Genomic DNA, 19,941 nt, shown 5'->3' on the forward strand with positions numbered 1-19,941 from the left:
AGGTCAGAGGCCGTATCCGGCCAGGCGGACCGGCCAACCCGGACACCCCGCCCGCTGTCCTAACGGCAACGGGCGGGCGGAGACCGCCCGGGATGGAGGGGGTTCCATGATCGGGACGGCGGGCGGCACCGCCCTGGAGAGCACCGCCCTGAAGGCGGCCGGAGCGGAGACCGAGGCGGAGAGCGGCGGCCGGGGCAGGGGCCTCGGGCCGCTCCCGGTGGCCGGGGCGCTGCTGGTGGCGGCGGTCGCGGCGGTGTGGGCCGCGACCGGGAGCGCCGCCCCCTCCGAGGAGCGGATCGCGGTGGAGGTCACCGCGCGGACCAACGGGGCCACCGGGACGGTGATCGAGGGCTACCGGGCCGAGGACGGCGGGATCACCCTCGTCTACGCCGCCCGGGACTGCACCGGCATCGGCCCGGTCCGGGTCTCCGAAGACTCCGCGACCGTCCGGGTATCGGTGACCGAGGTCTACAGCGAGGCCGGGCTGGCCGACTGCGCAGGGGGCATCACCCCGGCGGCCGGCGGGGCCGCGGGGCGGGGCACCGGGCACGCCGGACTGGAGAGCCCGCTCGGCTCCCGGGAGGTCATCGACGCGGCCGGCCGCCCCGTCCCCGAGTGCACCCCGCTGACCTGCGCCCTCCGCTGACGGTCGGCCCCGCGGCGCACCGCCTCATCACCGCGCCCCGGGGCGCCTGGACATGAACCAGTTCGGCACCCCGAGCACCGGGGCCTCCTCGGTGACCTCGTACCCGAAGCGCTCGTAGAACCGCACGTTGACGCCCTTGTCGGTCTCCAGGTAGCCGAGGGTCCCGGCCTGGTCCAGCCGGGCGCAGTGCTCCCGCATGATCAGCGACCCGATGCCCCGCCCCTGCAGGCCCGCGTCGACCGCCAGCGGACCGAGGTGCGCGTGCGGCTCGTCGGGGTCGCGGGCGCCCCAGGCCGCGGTCCAGGAGAGCACCCGCAGCGCCGCCGACGGGCCGAGCCGCGTCAGGTGCGGCAGCATGCGCAGCCGCTGCCCCGGGCTCATCCGGCAGGTCCCCGGCGGGGCGACCGCGGTGACGCCGAGGACGGCTCCGCCGCGTACCGCGCACAGGAACTCCAGCTCCTGCGAGACCGAGAACAGCCCGGCGACCAACCGCCCGTGGCTCAGCCAGCGCCGGTGCGGGTCCTCCCCGTACGCGGCGACGTGCAGCGGGTTGTCCCGCATCCCGCGCGCGAGCACCGCGACCGCCTCGGGCAGCTCGTCCCGGTGCATCCCGCGGACCTCCACGCCCTCCGCTCCGCTCTTCCGCCTCTCCTCGCCCATGGCGTCCCCCTCCCACGCCCCTGGTCTTCCCGCTCCGGAGGGCGGGGCCACGCGCCGGATACGGCGGGCCGGAAAGAAGGCCGCGTCCCCGCCGGCGGGCCCGGGTCACTACGCTGTCGGCGTGATCAGCCGAGAATGGCGCGGACCCCTCATCGACGTCTCGCTGGCGGTCGGGGTGACGGCGCTGATGCTGCTCGCCGCGGCCGCCTCCGGGGACCGGCCCTCCCGGCCGCTCGACGGGGCGGCCGTCGGCGCCCTCGCGGCGGTCGGCGCCTGGGCGGCCGCCGCCCGGCACGCGCCGCGCACCGCGCTGGTCGGCGCCGCCCTCGGCTACGCCGTGGTGATGGCGCTGGACGTGCCGGGCTTCTCCCCCGCACCCGCGGTCGGCGTGCAGCTGTTCACCGCCGCCCTCGCCGGGCACCGGTGGTGGGCGCTGGGCACCGCGGGCTCCCTGGTCGTCCTCGAACTGCCGGCCCGGATCCTCGGCGCGGGCCCGGAGACCCCGGTCGAGGCCGCGGCGGACATGGCGCAGCACGGCGCGATCCTCGCCCTGCTGCCGCTCCTCGCCGAGCTGGTCCGCGGCCGGCGGGCGCTGCGCGAGGAGACCGCGCGGCGGCTGGAGGCGGCCGAGCGCGAGCGCCGCCAGCGCACCGCGGCCGAGCGGCTGCGCACCGCCCGCGACCTGCACGACGTGCTGGCCCACACGGTGACCGTGATCGGCATCCACGCGGGCGTGGCCGCGCACAGCATCGACGGCGACCCGAAGCAGGCCAAGGAGGCGATCGAGCAGGTGCGCGCCGCCAACCGGGAGGCCATGCGCGACCTGCGCAGCACCATCCGGGTGCTGCGCGCCTCCCCCGGCGGGCGGGAGCCGGAGCCGCCGCCCGGCCTGAGCGGGCTGGACGACCTGATCGCCTCGGCCCGCGCCGCCGGCGTCGACGCGGAGCTGGAGGTGCGCGGGGACACCGAGGTGCTGCGCCCCGCCGCCGCGCTCACCGCCTACCGGGTGGTGCAGGAGGCGGTGACCAACGCCCTGCGGCACTCCGGTGCCGCGTCGCTGCGGGTGGAGGTGGCCGCCGAGGAGGACGCGCTGCTGGTCGCGGTCGCCGACGACGGCGCGGGCGCCTCCGCCGCCGGCCGCCCCTCCGAGGGGTCCGGTTCCGGGCTGCCCGGGATGGCCGAGCGGGTCGAGGCGCTGGGCGGGGCGCTGGCCTACGGCCCCGGCGACGGCGGCCGCGGCTGGTCGGTCCGGGCGCGCATCCCGCACCAGGAGCCGCCGGAGCGGTAGGCCGGCCGCTCGCCTTCCGGCGGGCCCGGCCGCGCCGCGCGCCCGGGGGCGCGGAATCGGACGGCTCCTTTTCCGGCATCCGCAACGGGCCTTACCCCGCCCGCGGAGCGGAATCCGAACGGATCGGCACTGGTCGCGGAGGAACACCGTGTCCGCATACGGCCACGCCGGGGGATCCCCTCCAAAGGAACGGCGGCGGAGAGGAGCCGAACGGCGCCTCTGTGTGACCGAAAAATGAACATGGACACCGATTCCACCCCCATTCTCACCGATTGCGCCCACCCGGTTGCGGAGTGCACTTGGCCCGGGAGCGCTCCCGGAACGCGACCCGCTTCCCGCTTACAGAATGTAAGAGCGGTTTTATTCCACACCCGAAGAAAGCACTGAATGCCGCTTTCGGGGCTTTCGGCCTAGATTTCCAACGCCATTCGCCCGCCCGGCCGATGGGCGGGCGATCCCCTGTTGGAAGGACAGGTACCCCCATGGCGGTATCACGGCGGAGCGCTCTGACCGCGTCACTGGCCGGCGGAGCGGGGCTGCTGTTCAGCGGCGGCCTCGGCGCGGCTCCGGCCTGGGCCGACGCCTCGGCCGGCGGAGCGGCCGGCCCCGGTGAGGCGCTGCGGCTGCTCAAGGAGGGCAACGAGCGCTGGCGGACCTACGCGCAGACCCACCCCAACGAGAGCAAGGCGCGCAGACAGGAGCTGGTCGCCGGGCAGAAGCCGTTCGCCCTGGTGCTCGGCTGCGCCGACTCGCGCGTCCCCGTCGAGCTGGTGTTCGACCGCGGGCTGGGCGACCTGTTCGGCGTCCGCTCCGCCGGCGAGGTGCTGGACTCCTCGGTGCTGGCCAGCATCTCCTACGGCGCGAACCACCTGCACATCCCACTGGTCGTGGTGCTCGGGCACGCCTCCTGCGGCGCGGTCACCGCCGCCGTGGAGGTGCATCGGGGCGCGCCGATGCCCGGCGGGCACATCGGCTACATGGTGAAGCGGATCCTCCCGGCGATCGAGTCGGTGCCCGACGACGGCACCGACGCCTTCATCGACGCCTGCGTCTCCGCCAACTCCCGCTACATCGCCGACGAACTGGCCGCCGACCCCGAGCTGAGCGGCGCCGTCGGCTCCGGCCGGCTCCGGATCTCGCCGGCCCGCTACGAGCTGGACTCCTCGAAGGTGAACTTCCTGTAGCCGACCGGGCGCGGGCGGGCCGCCCCGCCCGCGCCGCCCCACTTCCCCGGCAGGCTCTCGGCCGGGCGGCGGCCCCGCCCGTCAGGGGAAGAGCACCGGCGCCCGCGGCCGCAGCACCTCTCGCAGGTGGAAGCCGCAGGGGGCGAGGGCCGCCGCCGGAACGGCCCCCGAGATCAGCGGGCCGGGCTCCGGCCGAGCGCGTGCACCCGCCTCTCCGCGGCCACCTCCGTTCAGGCGATGAGAGGGAGGCCTGTCCTTGCTTCTCTCCGCTGGTCAGACTCTGCCCGGCGCCCGATGGAACCCGCGGCGGCCGGGCGGAGTCCTAGGAGGGACCGCGGCGCGGCGGAGCGTTCCGCCGGCGCGGAGAGAGAGGGGGACCTGTGAAGAAGAAGCCGAACCTCGCCCTCGGGCTGGGCGTCGGAATCGCCCTCGGCATCGCGCTCGGCACGGCGCTGGACAACATCGGGGTGGGCATCGCCCTCGGCCTGGCCTTCGGCTCCGCGTTCTCCTGGTGGGGCACCGACCGCGGGAAGGCGGACGGGGCGGAGTGAGCCCCTCCCCTGTCACACCCCCGGGGTAGGAAGGCGGCCCGCGACGGAAGGGGCGCCCGGTGGCCGTCCGGCGCATCGTGCCCAACGTGCAGACCGCAGACGCCGACCGCGGCAAGGAGTTCTACGGCCTCCTCGGCCTGGAGGAGGCCATGGACCACGGCTGGATCGCGACGATGGCCTCGCCCGAGGCGCCCGGGGCGCAGGTGAGCGTCATGACCTCCGACGCCACCGCGCCGGCCGTGCCGGACATGAGCATCGAGGTGGACGACGCGGACGCCGCCCACGCCGCGATGCTCGCCGCCGGCGCGGAGATCGTGCACCCGCTGCAGGACGAGGAGTGGGGCGTGCGCCGCTTCTTCGTCCGCGACCCCGACGGCAGGGTGGTCAACGCACCGGCCCACCGCTGACCGCGCGCGGTCACCGCCGCGGCGCCCCCTCGCCGGGGACGAAGCGGAAGCCCATGCCGGGCTCGGTGATGAAGTAGCGCGGCCGGTGCGGCTCGGGCTCCAGCCGCGCGCGGATCTGCGACATGAAGACCCGCAGGTAGTTGGTCTCCCGCCCGTAGGACGGGCCCCACACCTCCTGGAGCAGCCGCTCGTGGGTGACCAGCCGGTCGGCGTTGCGCACCAGGGTCTCCACGATGTGCCACTGGCGGGGGGTGAGCCGGACCCGCTCACCGTCCCGGAGCACCCGCTTGGCCGGCAGGTCCACGGTGAAGTGGGCGGTCTCCACCACCGGCTCCTCCTCCGGCGGGGCGGCGCGCCGCATCGCCGCGCGGAGCCGGGCGAACAGCTCGTCCATCGCGAACGGCTTGGTGATGTAGTCGTCGGCGCCGAGGTCGAGCGCCTCGACCTTCATCGCCTCGGTGTCCCGGCCGGTCAGCACCACGATCGGCACGTCCGACCAGCCGCGCAGCCCGCGGACCACGTCCAGCCCGTCCATCCCGGGCAGCCCGAGGTCGAGCAGGACGGCGTCGGGGTGCCGGCCGGCGGCCAGCTGGAGCGCCTGCTCCCCGGTGCCGGCGAAGTCCGCGGTGTAGCCGCGGGCCCGCAGGTTCACATCGAACGTCTTGCGGATGCGCGGGTCGTCGTCGACGACCAGCACCCTGGGTGCCGATTCCATCAGTCCGTTCCGTCCTAGCCGCCGGTACCGCGGGCGGTGCGGGCCCGGCGGCCTCTCGCCGGCCATCGATGCTATGCGCCGGGCGGGGGCGGCGCGCCGCCCCCGCCCGGTCAGCCGGCCGCCCCGTCCAGGGCCAGGTTCACCTTGAGCACGTTGACGCCCTCCTCGCCGAGGACGCCCAGCGCCCGCCCGTCGGTGGACTCCTCGACCAGCTCCAGCACCTCGGCCCGGTCGAGCCCGCGCGCCCGCGCGACGCGGTCGGCCTGGATCCGGGCGTTGGCCGGCGAGATGTGCGGGTCGAGTCCGGAGCCGGAGGCGGTGACCGCGTCCACCGGCACCTCAGCGCCGGCGGCCAGGCCGTTCTCCTCCCGGTAGGCCTCGGCCCGCTCCTCGACGCCGTCCAGCAGCTCCGGGCTGGAGGGGCCGAGGTTGCTCCCGCCGCTGTCCGCGGCGTCGTAGTCCACGGCCGAGGGGCGCGGGTGGAAGTAGCCGGGCCCGGTGAAGGACTGGGCGAGCAGTTCCGAGCCGACCGGTTCGCCCTCCCGTTCGAGGACGGAGCCGTTCGCCCGCTCCGGGAACAGGGCCTGGGCGGCGCCGGTCACCGCCAGGGGGTAGGCGGCGCCGGTGATCACGGTGAGGACCGCCAGCATCCCGGCGGCGGCGATCAGGTGGCGGAGCATGTCAGAACACTCCCAGCGAGGAGATGAGCAGGTCGATGAGCTTGATCGCGATGAACGGGGTGATCAGCCCGCCCAGCCCGTAGACGAGCAGGTTGCGGCGGAGCAGCCGGGCCGCGCTCTCGGCGCGGAACCGCACGCCGCGCAGCGAGAGCGGCACCAGGGCCGCGATCACCAGCGCGTTGAAGACCACCGCGGACAGGATCGCCGACTCCGCCGAGGCCAGGCCCATGATGTTCAGCCCGTCCAGGGCCGGCAGCACCCCGGAGAACATCGCCGGGATGATGGCGAAGTACTTGGCCACGTCGTTGGCGATGGAGAAGGTGGTCAGCGCGCCGCGGGTGATGAGCAGCTGCTTGCCGACCTCGACCACCTCGATCAGCTTGGTCGGGTCGGAGTCGAGGTCGACCATGTTCCCGGCCTCTTTGGCCGCCTGGGTGCCGGTGTTCATCGCCACCCCGACGTCGGCCTGGGCCAGCGCCGGGGCGTCGTTGGTGCCGTCGCCGGCCATCGCGACCAGGGCGCCCTCGGCCTGCTTGGCGCGGATCAGCGCGAGCTTGTCCTCCGGCCTGGCCTCGGCGAGGAACTCGTCCACACCGGCCTCGTCCGCGATGGCCTTGGCGGTCAGCGGGTTGTCGCCGGTGACCATGACGGTGCGGATGCCCATCGCGCGCAGCCGGTCGAAGCGCTCCCGGATGCCGGGTTTCACCACGTCGGCGAGGTGGACCAGGCCGAGTACCCGGGGTGCGGCGCCCCCTTCGGCCTCGGCGACCGCCAGCGGGGTGCCGCCGGCGCCGGCGATGGCCGCGGCGAGCTCGTCCAGCTCGCCGGGGACCGTGCCGCCGGACTCGGCGACCCACCGGCGCACCGCGTCCACCGCGCCCTTGCGGACGCGCCTGCCGCCGCCGTCCGCACCGCTCATCCGGGTCTGCGCGGTGAACGGGACGGGCACCTCGGAGCCGCCCGGCGCGGCGGGGCCGGTGACCGGTGCGATGCCGTACCGCCGCTCGGTGTGGTCGACGATGGAGCGCCCCTCGGGCGTCTCGTCGGCCAGGCTGGAGCGGTGCGCGGCGGCCGCGAGCCGCTCGGCGGGCACGCCGGCGAGCGGAACCAGGTCGGACGCCTGCCGGTCGCCCAGGGTGATGGTGCCGGTCTTGTCCAGCAGCAGGGTGTCGACGTCGCCGGAGGCCTCGACCGCCCGGCCGGACCTGGCGAGCACGTTCCGCTGCACCATGCGGTCCATCCCGGCGATGCCGATCGCCGAGAGCAGCGCGCCGATCGTGGTCGGGATGAGGCAGACCAGCAGCGCGATCAGCACGGTGACGCTCTGCTCGGCGCCGGAGTAGAGCGCGAAGGGCTGCAGGGTCACCACCGCGCCGAGGAAGATCAGCGCCATCCCGGCGAGCAGGATGTCCAGCGCGATCTCGTTCGGGGTCTTCTTCCGGTCCGCCCCTTCGACCAGCGCGATCATCCGGTCCAGGAAGGTGGAGCCGGGCGCGGCGGTGATCCGGACGGTGATCGAGTCGGAGAGCACGGTGGTGCCGCCGGTGACCGCGGACCGGTCGCCGCCGGACTCGCGGATCACCGGCGCGGACTCACCGGTGATGGCGGACTCGTCCACGCTGGCGATGCCCTCGACGACGTCGCCGTCGCCGGGGATGACCTCGCCCGCGGCCACCACGCACTCGTCGCCGACCCGCAGCTCGGTCGCGGGCACCTCCTCCAGGGCGCCCGCGCGGAGCCGCCTGGCCGTCGCCGCGGCGCGCGCCGTGCGCAGCGCGGCGGCCTGGGCCTTGCCCCGCCCCTCCGCCATCGCCTCGGCGAAGTTGGCGAACAGCACGGTGGACCAGAGGACCAGGGCCACCAGGGCCCCGAAGAGGTTCTCCCGCGCCGTGCCGCCGGGCAGCCCGGCGAGGAGGAGGACGGTGGTCAGCGCGCTGCCGGCCAGCACGGTGAACATCACCGGGTTGCGCAGCTGCACCCGCGGGTGCAGCTTCTTCACCGCGTCGGCCAGGGCGCGGCGCACGATCGGGCCGTCGAGCAGGGAGCGCCGGGGCAGCGGGGGCCGGTCCCGCTCGCCCCCGCCGGGGGCGTGCGCCGGGGCCGCGCCCGGGTGCGCCTCGGGGGGCTCCTGGGTCCGCACCGAGCCGGACGGCTCGGGGGAGGCCGGGTTCAGGTCGTCTCTCATGGGGTGCCAGCTCTCAGAGGGAGAGGTGCTCGACGACGGGGCCGAGCGCCAGGGCCGGGAAGAAGGTGAGGCCGGCGACGATCACCACGACGCCGACGACCATGCCGCCGAAGAGCGGCGTGTGGGTGGGCAGGGTGCCGGCCGATGCGGGGACGGGCTTCTTGCGGCCCAGCGCGCCCGCGACGGCCAGCACCGGGATGATCAGGAAGAACCGGCCGGCGAGCATGGCCAGCCCGGCGGTGACCGCGTACCACCAGGTGGTGGCGTCCAGGCCGCCGAAGGCGGAGCCGTTGTTGTTGGCGGTCGAGGCGTAGGCGTAGAGGATCTCGGTCAGGCCGTGCGGGCCGCCGTTGCCGAGCGAGGAGAGGGCCCCGCCGGACACCGCGGAGACCGCGGAGAAGCCGAGCACCACCGCGGGCATCGCCAGCAGGTAGAGCATGACCAGCTTGATCTCGGTCGCGCCGATCTTCTTGCCCAGGTACTCCGGGGTCCGGCCGACCATCAGCCCGGCGATGAACACGGCGAGGATCGCCATGATCAGCAGGCCGTTCAGTCCGACCCCCACGCCCCCGGGGCTGACCTCGCCGAACAGCATGTGCAGCAGGGCGGTGCCGCCGCCGAGCGGGGTGAAGCTGTCGTGCATGGCGTTGACCGACCCGTTGGACGTGCCGGTGGTGCTCGCCGCCCACAGCCCGGAGGCCGCCGGCCCGAACCGGACCTCCTTGCCCTCCATCGATCCGCCGGACTGCAGCGCGGAGCCGGACTGGTCCACCCCCAGCGCGGTGAGCAGCGGGTTCCCGGCCGATTCGAAGAGCATCGCGGCGGTGCTCATGGAGGCCCAGACGCCGAGCATGATCCCGAAGGCCGCGCGCCCCTGGCGCCGGTCGCCCACCAGGTGCCCGAAGGCGAACGCCAGGGCGAACGGGATGACCAGGATGGCCCAGGTCTCGACGAAATTGCCGAGCGCGGTGGCGTTCTCGAACGGGTGCGCCGAGTTGGTGTCGAAGAACCCGCCGCCGTTGGTGCCCAGCTGCTTGATCGCGATCTGGCTCGCCGCCGGGCCGCCCGGGATCAGCTGCTCGGCTCCCTCCGCGGTGGTCACCGCGACCTTGCCCGCGAAGTTCTGCACCGTGCCCTGGCTCACCAGGAAGAGCGCGGTCAGGAAGGACATCGGCAGCAGGATGCGCAGGGTGCCCCGGACCAGGTCGACCCAGAAGTTGCCCAGGGTGGCCGTGCCGCGCCGGGCCAGGCCGCGGATGAACGCGGCCATCACCGCCATGCCCGCCGCGGCGGACACGAAGTTCTGCACGCCGAGCCCGGCCATCTGGGAGAGCGGGCTCATCACCGCCTCGCCGGCGTAGGTCTGCCAGTTGGTGTTGGTGGCGAAGCTGACCGCGGTGTTGAACGCGATCCTCGGCTCGACCCCGGGCAGGCCCAGCGGGTTGAGCGGAAGCGCCCCCTGCAGCCGCAGCAGGGCGTAGAGGAGGCCGAACGAGACCGCGGTGAACGCCAGCACCGCCAGCGCGTACCCGGTCCAGTGCTGCTCGCGGCCGGGGTCGACCCGGCAGAGCCGGTAGACGGCCCGCTCCACCGGCAGCAGCACCCGGTCGCCCGGGGCGGTGCGCTCGTCACCGTAGACGCGGGCGATGTAGCGCCCGAGCGGCGGCGCCGTGGCGAGCACCACCGCGACCAGCAGGAGGAACTGGAGCCAGCCCTCGATCGACATCAGAACCTCTCCGGGTGCAGCAGGGCGTAGGCCAGGTAGCAGGCCACGGGGGCGGCGATCAGCAACGCCAGTGCGTTCTCCCAGCTCATGAGGGGTTCACCCCGGACTCCCGGGGGTCGGTGCCGGCTGCGCCGCCGGCGGCGGTGCCGCCGTCGACGATCCGCTCGCAGCCGCGGACGTAGAACACGCACAGGGCGAAGAACACGCCGGCGGTCAGCACGAGCACGATGTCGGCCATCTCGTCGGTCTCCTTCCGGCCGCCGGCACCGGGCCGGCGGCTCTCCATCGATCAGGGCGCCCGCAGGCGCCGGAGGAGACTCTGCTCCCGGCCGGAAGGGCGGCCGGGGCATCACAGCGCTCTCTTAGCGCCCGATAACGCCGAATTAGCGGCTTATTAGCGCCATATCGCCATCCGCCCCCGCCCCGAGCAGGAAGAATGGGCGCGGAAAGGGGGTCCGCAATGCCACGCGGGCAACTGCGCATCTACCTCGGCGCGGCACCGGGGGTCGGCAAGACCTACGCGATGCTGAACGAGGCGCACCGCCGCCGCGAGCGCGGTGCGGACGTGGTCATCGGCGTGGTGGAGACGCACGGCCGCCACCGGACCGCCGAGGCCGTCGGCGACCTGGAGGCCGTCCCGCGGCGGACCGTCCACTACCGCGGCGGCGCCTTCGAGGAGATGGACCTGGAGGCGGTGCTCGCCCGCAGGCCCCAGGTGGCCCTGGTGGACGAGCTGGCGCACACCAACGTCCCCGGCTCCGGCGCCGCCAAGCGCTGGCAGGACATCGACGCCCTGCTGGAGGCCGGCATCACCGTGCTGTCCACGCTCAACATCCAGCACCTGGAGTCGCTCAACGACGTGGTGGAGGAGATCACCGGCGTCCCCCAGCGGGAGACGGTGCCCGACGCCTGGGTCCGCCAGGCCGACCAGGTGGAGCTGGTCGACATGGCCCCCGAGGCGCTGCGCCGGCGGATGGCGCACGGCAACGTCTACCGGCAGGAGAAGGTCGGCGCCGCGCTGGGCAACTACTTCCGGGTCGGCAACCTCACCGCGCTGCGCGAACTGGCCCTGCTCTGGCTGGCCGACAAGGTCGACGACCAGCTCGACCGGTACCGCGCCGAGCACGAGGTGGCCACGCCCTGGGAGGCCCGGGAGCGGGTGGTCGTCGCGCTGACCGGCGGGCCGGAGGGGCGGTCGCTGATCCGGCGGGCCGCCCGGATCGCCGCCCGCGCCAAGAGCGCCGACCTGATGGCGGTGCACGTCACCCGGGGCGACGGCCTGGTCGGCGCGGACCCGCGGCTGCTCGCCGAGCAGCGGGGCCTGGTGGAGGACCTGGGCGGCAGCTACCACCAGGTGCTCGGCAACGACGTCCCCACCGCGCTGATCGAGTTCGCGCGCGGCGTCAACGCCACCCAGCTGGTACTGGGCGCGAGCCGGCGCAAGCGGCTCGCCCACCTGTTCTCGCCCGGCGTCGGCGTCACCACCGCCGCCATGTCCGGGCCGATCGACGTGCACCTGGTCACGCACGAGGAGGTCGGCCGGGACCTGCAGCCCGCCCCCGGGGAGGCGGTCTCCCGGCGCAGGCGGCTGGCCGGGTTCGCGCTGGCACTGGCGGTCCTGCCGGCCGCGCTGTTCACCCTGGAGATGCCGCACGCCGAGAGCTCGCTGGCCGCCGGGATCCTGCTGGTGCTGGGCGCGGTCACCGGGACCGCGCTGGTCGGCGGGATGTGGCCGGCGGTGTCGGCGGCGGTCGGCGGCTTCCTGCTGCTCAACTTCCTCTACACCCGGCCCTACCACTCGCTCACCATCGCCGCCGAGGTGAACACCCTCTCCCTGGTGGTCTTCCTGATCGTGGCGGTGTCGGTGAGCATCGTGGTGGACCGCGCGGCGCGGCGCACCCGGGAGGCGGCACGGGCCGGCGCGGAGGCCCAGACGCTGGCCGCCGTCGCCGGCAGCGTGCTGCGCGGGGACAGCCCGCTGCGCGCGCTGCTGGAGCGGCTCCGGGAGGGCTTCGGCCTGGACTCGGTCGCCCTGCTGGAGCGGCGGCCGGGCGTCCCGAAGGGGCCCGAGCTGCGGCAGGACCCGCAGTCGTGGGAGGTGGCGGCGTCCGTCGGCGGCCCGGTATGCGGCGCGCCGGGCGAGGGCGACGCCGAGGTGCCCGTGGACGACTCGCTCAGCCTGGTGCTGCGCGGGCGCCCGCTGGAGGCCGGCGACCGGCGCATCGTCGAGGCGTTCGCCGCCCAGGCCGCGCTCGCCCTGCGCCAGGAGCGGCTGGCCGCCGAGGCGGCGACCGCGAAGCCGCTGGCCGAGGCCGACCGGATGCGCTCCGCGCTGCTCGCGGCGGTCAGCCACGACCTGCGCACCCCGCTCGCCTCCGCCAAGGCCTCGGTGACCAGCCTGCGCAGCAAGGAGGTGCGCTTCTCCGCGGAGGACCGCGAGGAGCTGCTGTGCGCCGCGGACGAGTCGCTGGACCTGCTCACCCGGCTGGTCGGGGACCTGCTGGACATGAGCCGGCTGCAGTCCGGGGTGCTCGGCGTCTCCCCGGTCGAGCTGGACCTCGCCGACAGCCTGCCCTACGTGCTCGGGGAGTTCGGCGCGGAGGGCCGGGACGTCCGCGTGGAGCTGCCCGCGGGCCTGCCGACCGTGCGCGCCGACGCCGGCCTGCTGGAGCGGGTCCTGGTCAACGTGGTCCGCAACGCGCTGCGGTTCAGCCCGGCCGGCCGCCCGCCGCGGATCACCGCGGCCGAGGGCGACGACACCGTCGAACTGCGGGTGGCCGACCACGGACCGGGCGTCCCCGAGGAGCAGCGGGACCGCCTCTTCGTCCCGTTCCAGCGCCTCGGCGACAGCGACAACACCACCGGCCTGGGGCTGGGCCTGGCGCTCTCCCGCGGCCTGACCGAGGCCATGGGCGGCACCCTGGAGCCGGAGACCACCCCGGGCGGCGGCCTGACCATGAAGATCACCCTGCCCGCCGCGGACGCCGCCCCGGGACGCCTCGCCGGGAACCCGGCACCGACCCGGGACGCGGCCCGGGGCTGACCCGGCCGGGCCGCGGCCGCGCGGCCGGGGCGGGCGGTCCGGCGCCGCCGATCAGGGCGGAAGGCGGGGGCGGCATCGGCGCCCGCCGCGCTCCCGCCCGCCCCTCCGCCCCGCCGCGGGTGGAGCGGTCGGGGAGGAGGGGTGACCGGAAACGTCCCGCCTCCCGTCCCGCGTCCGATGGCCCCGGCAGCGCGGCTCTGCCGGCGGGCGGCCGGAGCGCGCCCTTCCCGCCGGCGCTCTCCCGGTGTTCTCGGCGGGCTAGAAACCGGGCGGCCCGTACCGCGGGTGCCCTCCGTCCTGCGGCGGGCGGCCCGGCGGAGGACCCTGCGGCGGATAGGGCCCCTGCCCCGGCGGGGCCTGCGGCGGACGGTGCTGCGGCGGTCCCTGCCGCTGCGGCCCGTACGGACCGGGATACGGCTGCGGCGGGCGGCCCTGGGGCGGTCCCGGCCACCGGGAGGGGGCGGGCGGAGGGGCCTGGCCGGGGTGGGGCTGCGGAGGACCGTGCGGCGGGCGGGGCGCCTGCCCGGGGGGTGCCTGCGGCGGCTGCGGAGCCTGCCGCCGCTCCGGTTCCGGGCTCGGGCGGCGGCCGCCGAACTCGGCGACGGCGGTGAGGATGCGGGCCTCCGGGCCGGCGATCTCGCCGGTCCGGCCGAGCAGGTAGGCGGGGCGGCCGTCGCGGCGGAAGCCCGGCTCGGCCCCCAGGTCGGCGCCGGGCGCCGGCCAGAGCAGCACGCAGGGGGCGGCCTCCTCCGCCTCCCCGGGCCCGCGCTCCACGGTCACCGCGGCGATGTGCGTCCAGGGCACGAAGGCGTCCAGGCCCTCCGGCGGGTTCCGGATGGTGATGCCGTTGGCGTCGATCCGCAGCCGGAACGGCCGCATGCCGTAGACGACCGCGGCCATGCCGGCCGCCAGGGCCACCGGCGCCAGGAACAGCGGGAGCGGCGGCTCCCCTCCGGCGAGGAACCAGCCCGCCAGCAGCACGGTCCCCAGGCCGCCGAGCCCTGCCGCCGGCAGGCCGATCCCGAAGATCGGCCCGCGCCTCTTCTGGAACTCCACGTCGCTCCCCCTGCGCCTCGGATGCGCGCGGCGCGGCGCCCCGCACCGCGTCCCCGGCCCGGTACCGCCCCATTCTCCCGCCCCTCCGGCGGTGCACCTGACGACCGGGGAAACGCGTTGCCCGATCCGGGGGGCGCTGCGATGCTCCGGCGGTGACCACTCTGAGAGCGGAGCTGCTGACCGGGCAGCTCGACATCGCCTGGGCCCTGTTCGAACACCACTCCGCCGGCATCGACGACGCGGCCTGCCTGTGGGAGCCGGCCCCGGGCGCCTGGACCGTCCGCCCGGACGCCGAGGGGCGCTGGCGGCCGGACTGGCAGGTACCGGAGCCCGACCCGGTGCCGGCCCTCACCATCGGCTGGCTGACCTGGCACATGGACTACTGGTGGACCACCACGATCGGGCACTGCCTGCACGGCGGCGCGCCCGAGCGGGAGGAGATCACCTGGCCGGGCGGGGCCGAGGCGGCCGCCGAGCGGCTGCACGGGCTGAAGGAGGAGTGGCGCGCCGGCCTGCTCTCCCTCTCCGACGCCGAGCTGGACTCCGCGGACCGGACGGCGGGCCTGCCTTGGGGCGCGGGGCGGCCGCTGTCCGCCGTCGCCGGCTGGCTCAACATCGAGCTGGCCAAGAACGTCGCGGAGATCGGCATGGTGCACCACCTCTACCGGCTGCGCCCGTCCGGCTGAGGTCCGGCCCGCGGTCCCGGCCATGGTGCGCCGCCCCGCACCACCGCGCCGGGGACCCGCCCGAAGACGGTCCCGAAAAGTCACCGCCGGCCCGTGCCCCGCCCTTCGCTCCCGTTCCGGCCGGGACGGGCCGGGGGCCGGAGGAGACCGCGGCCCGCGCCTCACGCCGCCGAGGGGATGAAGTACACGAGGATCGCCGCCACCGCCGAAACGACGGAGGCCATATCGGCGAAGAGGGCGAACGCCCCCTGCCAGAAGGCGACCACCTGCCCCATCGCATCCCGGACCCCCTTTCCCCCCTTCACCGGTTTGACCTTCTGCCATTTATGCGATTGCAGGTGGCACCCTTTGAGCAGACCGTAGGCGTTGTTCCGGCACCGCTCCTCGCCCCTCCGGGTCGGAGCGCCGCAGGGAATGGGGACCTGGAAGGTGAAATAGAATGTCGACACCACGGCCACCAGCAACCAGGAGAGCGGCGACGCCGCCGGATTGAACCAGAACAGTCCCGCACCGACCAGGAAGAAGTATCCCCAGTATTTCCAAGGCTTACTCACCCTCCGATTTCCCATACAGATGATCATGGCCCGGGCCGCCCCCGCGCGACAAGGCCGGGAAAGGAACAGAAGAGTGGCCCGAAGCGGGCACCGGAAGGAGATTGGGGAAGCCGCCCCGGGGGAACGTCCGGCAGTCCTCGAAAGACCTTGCGCCCGGGAATATCGGCGCCACCGGTTCACACGGTATGCGACAGAGGGAAAACGGAATCCCGATATAGGATAACGAACCCCTCATTCTCGCAGATGTCCGGTGGCCGCGGGCGGATCATCCGGCGGGCGGCCCGGGGAAAGGGAGGCGGCCCGCCCTCCGGCCTATCCTCGACGGGGGCGGGCGCACCCTGACCGGGGCGCCGGCCCGGTCGCCCTCTCGTCCCTTCCGGAAAGACCCGCGCATGCTCTCGGTGAAGTCGGTCCTGCTGTTCGCCATCGCCGCCCTGTTCGAGATCGGCGGGGCCTGGCTGGTCTGGCAGGGCGTGCGCGAGCAGCGCGGGCTGCTGTGGATCGGCGCCGGGGTGGCCGCCCTGGGGCTGTACGGGTTCGCCGCCGCGTTCCAGCCGGACGCGCACTTCGGCCGGGTGCTGGCCGCCTACGGGGGCGTCTTCATCGCCGGCTCGCTGGCCTGGGGCATGGTGATGGACGGGTTCCGCCCGGACCGCTTCGACGTGATCGGCGCGCTGATCTGCCTGATCGGCGTCGCGGTCATCATGTACGCCCCGCGCGGCGGCTGACCGTCCGCCCCGCCGGACCGCCGGGCCGAGGGGGCGCCCCGGTCGGCGGTCCTCAGGCCCGGGAGGGCCGCGGCCGCGCCGTCCGGCGGCGGGCCCTCCTGGGGGGCAGGGCTCGGCACCGGGCCCCGCGCCCCGTCTCGGCGGCCGGACAGCGGCGCGCCGGGACGGCCGCCGGGGCCGGCACCGGGCGGCGGGGTCAGCCCCGCCGCATCCAGCCCTTCCATCCCCGCGGCCGCTGCTCCGGGGCCTGCGGTGACGCCTGGGCCCGCTCTTCGGCGGCCTGCCGCTCCTGCGCCCGCTTCCGCTCCAGCTCCGCCACCGCTCTCTCCAGGTACTGCCCGGCCTCCCGGTCGCCGTCGGCGACGGCCGCGCGGAGCTGCTGCTCGGCCTCGTCCGGGCGCCCCCGGGCCAGCAGCGAGCGCCCGTAGAACCGCCTGGCGCGCGGGACGCCCCGCCCGACCGCGTCCCGGTACCACCGCTCGGACTCCTCCTTGCGGCCGGCGTCGGAGTGGAGCGTGGCCAGGTAGAGCGCGGCCTGCTCGTCCCCCTGCTCCAGGGCGGCGTGCATCAGGCGGATGGCGCCCTCCCGGTCGCCGCGCTTGTCGTGGCACATCGCGTAGCGGCGCATCGCACCGGGGAACCGGGCCTCGGCGGCGCCCCGATAGGCCTGCTCCGCCTCCTCCGGCCGGTCCAGCCCCTCGTGGAGGAGCACGCCGAGGATGTACAGCGCCTTGGCGCTGCCGGCGTCGGCCGCCTTGCGCAGCCACGGCTCCGCCTCCTCGAACCGGCTCCGGGCGAAGAGGAACCGGCCCAGCTCCAGCGCGGCCCCTTCGGCCTCCGCCTCGGCCGCGCCGCGGTACCACCGCTCGGCCTCCTCGTGCCGCCCGTCCTTCTCGCACAGGGAACCGAGCGCCTTGGCCGCCCGCCGGTCCCCGGCCTCGGCCGCGGCGATCAGCCGCTCCGCGCCCTCCTCCGGCCGGTTCCGCACCCCGTGGAGGAAGAGCCCCAGTTCCCGCTCGGCCCCGGGGACCCCGGTCCCGGCGGCCCAGCGGTAGAACGCCTCCGCCTCATCCAGGCGCTTCCCCCGCTCCGCGATCCGCCCCAGGTCCAGCAGGGACTCGGTGTGCCACATCCCGGCCGCGGCCCGGTGCCAGTGCTCGGCGTCGCCGTCCCGGCCCTGCTCCGCGCTGAGCCTGCCGAGCAGGTGGGCGGCGGTGGGCTCCCCGGCGTCGTAGGCCGCGCGGAGGCGCTGCTCCGTCTCGTCCGTCCGGCCGGCCTTCCGGCAGACCCGGGCGAGCTCGATCATCCCCCACGGGTCGCCGGCGTCGGCGGCCCACCGGAACCAGCCCTCGGCGTCCGCCGCCCTCTTCCGGCGGAGCAGCAGCCGCCCGAGGTTGAGCCCGGCCTCCCGCTCCCCGAGGTGGGCCGCCTGGGCCAGCCAGAGCTCGGCCTGGTCGAACTCCTTGCGCCGGTTGTAGGCCAGCCCCAGCCGGTACGCCGACCTCGGGTCCCCGTCCCGGGCCCGGCGCTCGATCTCCGCGATGTCGTCCATGCCGGAAGTGTGCCAGAGGGGCCGCCCCTCCCCCTCCGCCGGAGCGGTGCCGGGTCAGAACCCGTCGGTGTGGCCGGCGAGTGCCGCATCGACCAGGCTCATCCCGGCGGCCAGGCGGGCGTCGAGGTCGTCGAACCAGGCGCTGAGGGCGGCCCCGACCTCGGCGATCAGCCGCTCCGAGGCGGGGGCGGGCGGGCCGGCCCGGTGCACGATGCCGAACTCCGCCTCCAGCGTGGGCGAGGTCTCGATCAGCTCGGCGCCCGCGTCGTGCGCGGCCAGGGCCAGGCGGAGCGGTAGGAACGCCTGGAACCCCGCGCCGAGCACGAAGTTGAGCTGCGCGGTGCGGCTGGGCACGGTGGCGCCGATCGCGATGTCGGCACCGTGCTCCCGCAGCGCCGCGAGGACCGGGTCGGGCTCGGCCTCGTGGTCGCCGCGGTGCCGGGTGACCAGGGGAAGGTCGCCGATGTCGGAGAGCGGCAGCACCTCGCGGCCGCGCCCCTCCCCGGGCTCGCCGGCGGTCCGTCCCGCCCCGGGCCGGACCAGCAGCAGCCGCTGCACGCCGAGCGGGACGAACGCGACGTCGGGGCGCTCGGCCGGGCGCAGCGCGAAGCCGAGGTCGACCCGGCCGCCGACCACGGCGTCGACCATCTCCGCCTGCGAGGAGACGTCGGCGATGTCGAGCCGGATCCGGGGGTGCCGGGCGACGAACCTGCTGGTCCACGCCGCGACCGCCTCGGCCGACATCTCCGGCACGCACAGGACGCTGATCGCGCCCTCCTCCAGGGTGCGCACCCTCCCCATGGCGTCGCGGAGGGCGACGACGTCGTCCAGCACCCGCTTGGCGTGCGGGAGCAGCAGCTCGCCGGGGGTGGTGGGGGCGAGCCGGCGGCCGGTCCGGTGGAAGAGGGCCACGTCGAGTTCGCGCTCCAGGGCCCGGATCGACTGCGACAGCGCCGGCTGGGACATGAAGAGGTGCTCCGCGGCGCGGCTCAGCCCACCGCGCTCCACGACCGCGACGAAGTGCTCGAGCTGGCGGAGGTCCATGACCGGATCAGTATCACAGGGCCGCGTTCGGCCGGGTCGCCCGGTAGGTGTCGGGGAGCACGCCGTCCCGGGCGACCCTCCGGGTCACCGCGCGGCCGAGGTTGCGCTCGTGGATCGGCGAGGAGCCCTCGTAGATCCGCAGCGCCCGCACGTCGCGCCACATCCGCGGGACGGGGTGGGGGCCGACGATGCCGGCCCCGCCGAGCAGCTGGACGCAGCGGTCCCCCACCCGGCTCGCCATCTCGGAGCAGTAGAGCTTCGCCGCGGCGATCCGGTGCCGCGGCACCTCGCCGCCGTCGAAGGCGCGCGCGGCCTCCAGGGTCAGCGCGCGGCCGGCCTCCAGCTCGCTGAAGCAGCGCCCCAGTTCGGCCTGGACGGCTCCGAGCTCGCCGAGCGCGGCCCCGAACTGGTGCCGGCCGTTGACGTGCCGCGCCGTCTCCTCCAGCATCCGGGTGGCCTGGCCGATGCAGGTCGCCGCGACGTGCAGCCGGGCGTGGTTGATGCCGCGCAGGGCCATCGCGAAACCGCGGCCCGGCTCGTCGCCGACCAGCGCGTCGCCGCCGACGGCGACGCCGGCCAGGTCGATCTCGGCGACCGGCCCCTCGGCGTGGCCGTTCATCAGCTCGGGGACGCGGGTGGTGACGCCCGGGGCGGTCCGCTCGACCAGGAAGGCCGAGACGCCGTCGGTCCCGGACGACCCGGGGTCGCTGCGCGCGAAGACGACCAGGAGGTCCGCCCAGTGGGCGTTGGTGATGTAGCGCTTGCGGCCGTTGAGGACCCATCCCCCGCCGGCCGGCGCGGCGGTGGTCTCCAGGGCGCCCGCGTCCGACCCGGCCTCCGGCTCGGTGAGCGCGAAGGCGGTCACCAGCTCGCCGGCGGCCATCCGGGGCAGCAGCTCGCGGCGCTGCCGCTCGGTGCCGTGGTCGAGGATCCCCTGCGAGCACAGCCCGATCACGGTGGAGAACCGGGAGCGGTAGACGCACGAGGCGCGGGTGAACTCCATGGTCAGCGCGGTCTGCCGGCTCATCGACCAGCCGAGGCCGCCGTACTCGCGGGGGATGGAGACGGCGAAGAGGCCGTTGGCGGCCAGCGCGTCCATGACGCGGGGCGGCACCTCTCCGGTGCGCACCATCTCCTCCTCGGAGGGGATCAGCAGGTCGTCGGTGAGCGCCGCGACGCGGGCCAGGTACTCGTCGAAGGGCAGGGAGAGGACGTCGGGGTCGATCACGGCGGGGC

At 75.4% G+C, this 19,941-nt stretch carries 20 protein-coding genes; 8 read left to right on the forward strand and 12 right to left on the reverse strand.

Translation table 11 applies throughout. The features are described 5' to 3' along the window. The first annotated feature begins 106 nt into the window (after nucleotides 1-106). On the forward strand, nucleotides 107-646 hold the full coding sequence (locus J0910_RS25155; protein ID WP_420161018.1) for a hypothetical protein: 540 nt from the start codon (nucleotides 107-109) through the stop codon (nucleotides 644-646). Between the two features lie 27 nt (nucleotides 647-673). Here J0910_RS25155 and J0910_RS25160 read toward each other — a convergent pair whose 3' ends face one another. Continuing rightward, nucleotides 674-1,306 (reverse strand): GNAT family N-acetyltransferase, encoded by a 633-nt coding sequence (locus J0910_RS25160; protein WP_420161019.1) that lies wholly within the window; start codon nucleotides 1,304-1,306, stop codon nucleotides 674-676. A 121-nt stretch (nucleotides 1,307-1,427) separates the two neighbouring features. Here J0910_RS25160 and J0910_RS25165 point away from each other — a divergent pair, with 121 nt between their 5' ends. The 4 genes from J0910_RS25165 to J0910_RS25180 all read left to right on the forward strand — a co-directional run bounded on the left by J0910_RS25165 (nucleotide 1,428) and on the right by J0910_RS25180 (nucleotide 4,736). After that, a complete protein-coding gene (locus J0910_RS25165; RefSeq protein ID WP_420161020.1) occupies nucleotides 1,428-2,594 on the forward strand; it encodes a sensor histidine kinase in 1,167 nt (388 codons plus the stop codon). Between the two features lie 482 nt (nucleotides 2,595-3,076). Further along, nucleotides 3,077-3,778 carry a carbonic anhydrase gene (locus J0910_RS25170; protein WP_420161021.1) on the forward strand — a complete coding sequence of 234 codons (702 nt, stop codon included), beginning with the start codon at nucleotides 3,077-3,079 and terminating at the stop codon, nucleotides 3,776-3,778. A gap of 380 nt (nucleotides 3,779-4,158) precedes the next feature. Next, entirely contained in the window at nucleotides 4,159-4,329 is a 171-nt protein-coding gene (locus J0910_RS25175) for a glycine zipper domain-containing protein (protein WP_420161022.1), read from the forward strand. A 59-nt stretch (nucleotides 4,330-4,388) separates the two neighbouring features. After that, entirely contained in the window at nucleotides 4,389-4,736 is a 348-nt protein-coding gene (locus tag J0910_RS25180) for a VOC family protein (RefSeq protein WP_420161023.1), read from the forward strand. A gap of 10 nt (nucleotides 4,737-4,746) precedes the next feature. On the opposite strand, the gene J0910_RS25185 is transcribed toward J0910_RS25180, so the two are convergent. The 6 genes from J0910_RS25185 to J0910_RS25210 all read right to left on the reverse strand — a co-directional run bounded on the left by J0910_RS25185 (nucleotide 4,747) and on the right by J0910_RS25210 (nucleotide 10,280). Then, a complete protein-coding gene (locus tag J0910_RS25185) occupies nucleotides 4,747-5,451 on the reverse strand; it encodes a response regulator (protein ID WP_420161024.1) in 705 nt (234 codons plus the stop codon). 110 nt (nucleotides 5,452-5,561) lie between these two features. Beyond that, nucleotides 5,562-6,131: a K(+)-transporting ATPase subunit C gene (kdpC, locus tag J0910_RS25190; RefSeq protein WP_420161025.1), complete on the reverse strand. Its 570-nt coding sequence runs from the start codon at nucleotides 6,129-6,131 to the stop codon at nucleotides 5,562-5,564. Between the two features lies 1 nt (nucleotide 6,132). After that, entirely contained in the window at nucleotides 6,133-8,316 is a 2,184-nt protein-coding gene (kdpB, locus tag J0910_RS25195; protein WP_420161026.1) for a potassium-transporting ATPase subunit KdpB, read from the reverse strand. Between the two features lie 13 nt (nucleotides 8,317-8,329). Then, the gene (gene kdpA / locus J0910_RS25200) at nucleotides 8,330-10,042 is read right to left on the reverse strand and encodes a potassium-transporting ATPase subunit KdpA (RefSeq protein WP_420161027.1); all 1,713 of its coding nucleotides are present in this window, start codon (nucleotides 10,040-10,042) and stop codon (nucleotides 8,330-8,332) included. Further along, nucleotides 10,042-10,131: a potassium-transporting ATPase subunit F gene (locus tag J0910_RS25205; RefSeq protein ID WP_420161028.1), complete on the reverse strand. Its 90-nt coding sequence runs from the start codon at nucleotides 10,129-10,131 to the stop codon at nucleotides 10,042-10,044. The genes kdpA and J0910_RS25205 overlap by 1 nt, the downstream gene beginning before the upstream one ends. After that, entirely contained in the window at nucleotides 10,128-10,280 is a 153-nt protein-coding gene (locus tag J0910_RS25210) for a hypothetical protein (protein WP_420161029.1), read from the reverse strand. The genes J0910_RS25205 and J0910_RS25210 overlap by 4 nt, the downstream gene beginning before the upstream one ends. Before the next feature lie 222 nt (nucleotides 10,281-10,502). Here J0910_RS25210 and J0910_RS25215 point away from each other — a divergent pair, with 222 nt between their 5' ends. Then, complete coding sequence (locus J0910_RS25215) at nucleotides 10,503-13,085, forward strand: sensor histidine kinase (protein ID WP_420161030.1); 2,583 nt, start codon at nucleotides 10,503-10,505, stop codon at nucleotides 13,083-13,085. 258 nt (nucleotides 13,086-13,343) lie between these two features. Here J0910_RS25215 and J0910_RS25220 read toward each other — a convergent pair whose 3' ends face one another. Beyond that, complete coding sequence (locus tag J0910_RS25220; RefSeq protein WP_420161031.1) at nucleotides 13,344-14,141, reverse strand: hypothetical protein; 798 nt, start codon at nucleotides 14,139-14,141, stop codon at nucleotides 13,344-13,346. 152 nt (nucleotides 14,142-14,293) lie between these two features. On the opposite strand from J0910_RS25220, the gene J0910_RS25225 reads away from it, so the two are divergent. After that, on the forward strand, nucleotides 14,294-14,827 hold the full coding sequence (locus J0910_RS25225) for a DinB family protein (protein WP_420161032.1): 534 nt from the start codon (nucleotides 14,294-14,296) through the stop codon (nucleotides 14,825-14,827). Nucleotides 14,828-14,988: 161 nt separating this feature from the next. Here the strand turns inward: J0910_RS25225 and J0910_RS25230 are convergent, their stop codons facing one another. Next, entirely contained in the window at nucleotides 14,989-15,381 is a 393-nt protein-coding gene (locus J0910_RS25230) for a hypothetical protein (RefSeq protein WP_420161033.1), read from the reverse strand. A gap of 392 nt (nucleotides 15,382-15,773) precedes the next feature. Between J0910_RS25230 and J0910_RS25235 the strand changes: the two genes are divergently transcribed. Then, nucleotides 15,774-16,109 carry a YnfA family protein gene (locus tag J0910_RS25235; protein WP_420161034.1) on the forward strand — a complete coding sequence of 112 codons (336 nt, stop codon included), beginning with the start codon at nucleotides 15,774-15,776 and terminating at the stop codon, nucleotides 16,107-16,109. A 196-nt stretch (nucleotides 16,110-16,305) separates the two neighbouring features. On the opposite strand, the gene J0910_RS25240 is transcribed toward J0910_RS25235, so the two are convergent. Genes J0910_RS25240 through J0910_RS25250 form a run of 3 tightly spaced genes read right to left on the reverse strand, consistent with a single transcriptional unit; the run spans nucleotide 16,306 to nucleotide 19,933 of the window. Then, entirely contained in the window at nucleotides 16,306-17,661 is a 1,356-nt protein-coding gene (locus J0910_RS25240; protein ID WP_420161035.1) for a tetratricopeptide repeat protein, read from the reverse strand. A 54-nt stretch (nucleotides 17,662-17,715) separates the two neighbouring features. Beyond that, nucleotides 17,716-18,705, reverse strand: a complete 990-nt coding sequence (locus J0910_RS25245; protein ID WP_420161036.1) for a LysR family transcriptional regulator — start codon at nucleotides 18,703-18,705, stop codon at nucleotides 17,716-17,718. 13 nt (nucleotides 18,706-18,718) lie between these two features. Next, entirely contained in the window at nucleotides 18,719-19,933 is a 1,215-nt protein-coding gene (locus tag J0910_RS25250) for an acyl-CoA dehydrogenase family protein (RefSeq protein ID WP_420161037.1), read from the reverse strand. Nucleotides 19,934-19,941 lie beyond the last annotated feature (8 nt).

Source organism: Nocardiopsis oceanisediminis, assembly GCF_048595525.1.
Classification (GTDB): Bacteria; Actinomycetota; Actinomycetes; order Streptosporangiales; family Streptosporangiaceae; genus Nocardiopsis_A; species Nocardiopsis_A oceanisediminis.

What these genes read in the sequence shown, in the direction of transcription:
- J0910_RS25205 (WP_420161028.1), bottom strand. Translation starts at nt 10,131, where the DNA reads ATGAGCTGGGAGAACGCACTGGCGTTGCTGATCGCCGCCCCCGTGGCC.
- kdpA (WP_420161027.1), bottom strand. Translation starts at nt 10,042, where the DNA reads ATGTCGATCGAGGGCTGGCTCCAGTTCCTCCTGCTGGTCGCGGTGGTG.
- J0910_RS25245 (WP_420161036.1), bottom strand. Translation starts at nt 18,705, where the DNA reads ATGGACCTCCGCCAGCTCGAGCACTTCGTCGCGGTCGTGGAGCGCGGT.
- J0910_RS25210 (WP_420161029.1), bottom strand. Translation starts at nt 10,280, where the DNA reads ATGGCCGACATCGTGCTCGTGCTGACCGCCGGCGTGTTCTTCGCCCTG.
- J0910_RS25160 (WP_420161019.1), bottom strand. Translation starts at nt 1,306, where the DNA reads ATGGGCGAGGAGAGGCGGAAGAGCGGAGCGGAGGGCGTGGAGGTCCGC.
- J0910_RS25185 (WP_420161024.1), bottom strand. Translation starts at nt 5,451, where the DNA reads ATGGAATCGGCACCCAGGGTGCTGGTCGTCGACGACGACCCGCGCATC.
- kdpB (WP_420161026.1), bottom strand. Translation starts at nt 8,316, where the DNA reads ATGAGAGACGACCTGAACCCGGCCTCCCCCGAGCCGTCCGGCTCGGTG.
- kdpC (WP_420161025.1), bottom strand. Translation starts at nt 6,131, where the DNA reads ATGCTCCGCCACCTGATCGCCGCCGCCGGGATGCTGGCGGTCCTCACC.
- J0910_RS25170 (WP_420161021.1), top strand. Translation starts at nt 3,077, where the DNA reads ATGGCGGTATCACGGCGGAGCGCTCTGACCGCGTCACTGGCCGGCGGA.
- J0910_RS25240 (WP_420161035.1), bottom strand. Translation starts at nt 17,661, where the DNA reads ATGGACGACATCGCGGAGATCGAGCGCCGGGCCCGGGACGGGGACCCG.
- J0910_RS25155 (WP_420161018.1), top strand. Translation starts at nt 107, where the DNA reads ATGATCGGGACGGCGGGCGGCACCGCCCTGGAGAGCACCGCCCTGAAG.
- J0910_RS25215 (WP_420161030.1), top strand. Translation starts at nt 10,503, where the DNA reads ATGCCACGCGGGCAACTGCGCATCTACCTCGGCGCGGCACCGGGGGTC.
- J0910_RS25235 (WP_420161034.1), top strand. Translation starts at nt 15,774, where the DNA reads ATGCTCTCGGTGAAGTCGGTCCTGCTGTTCGCCATCGCCGCCCTGTTC.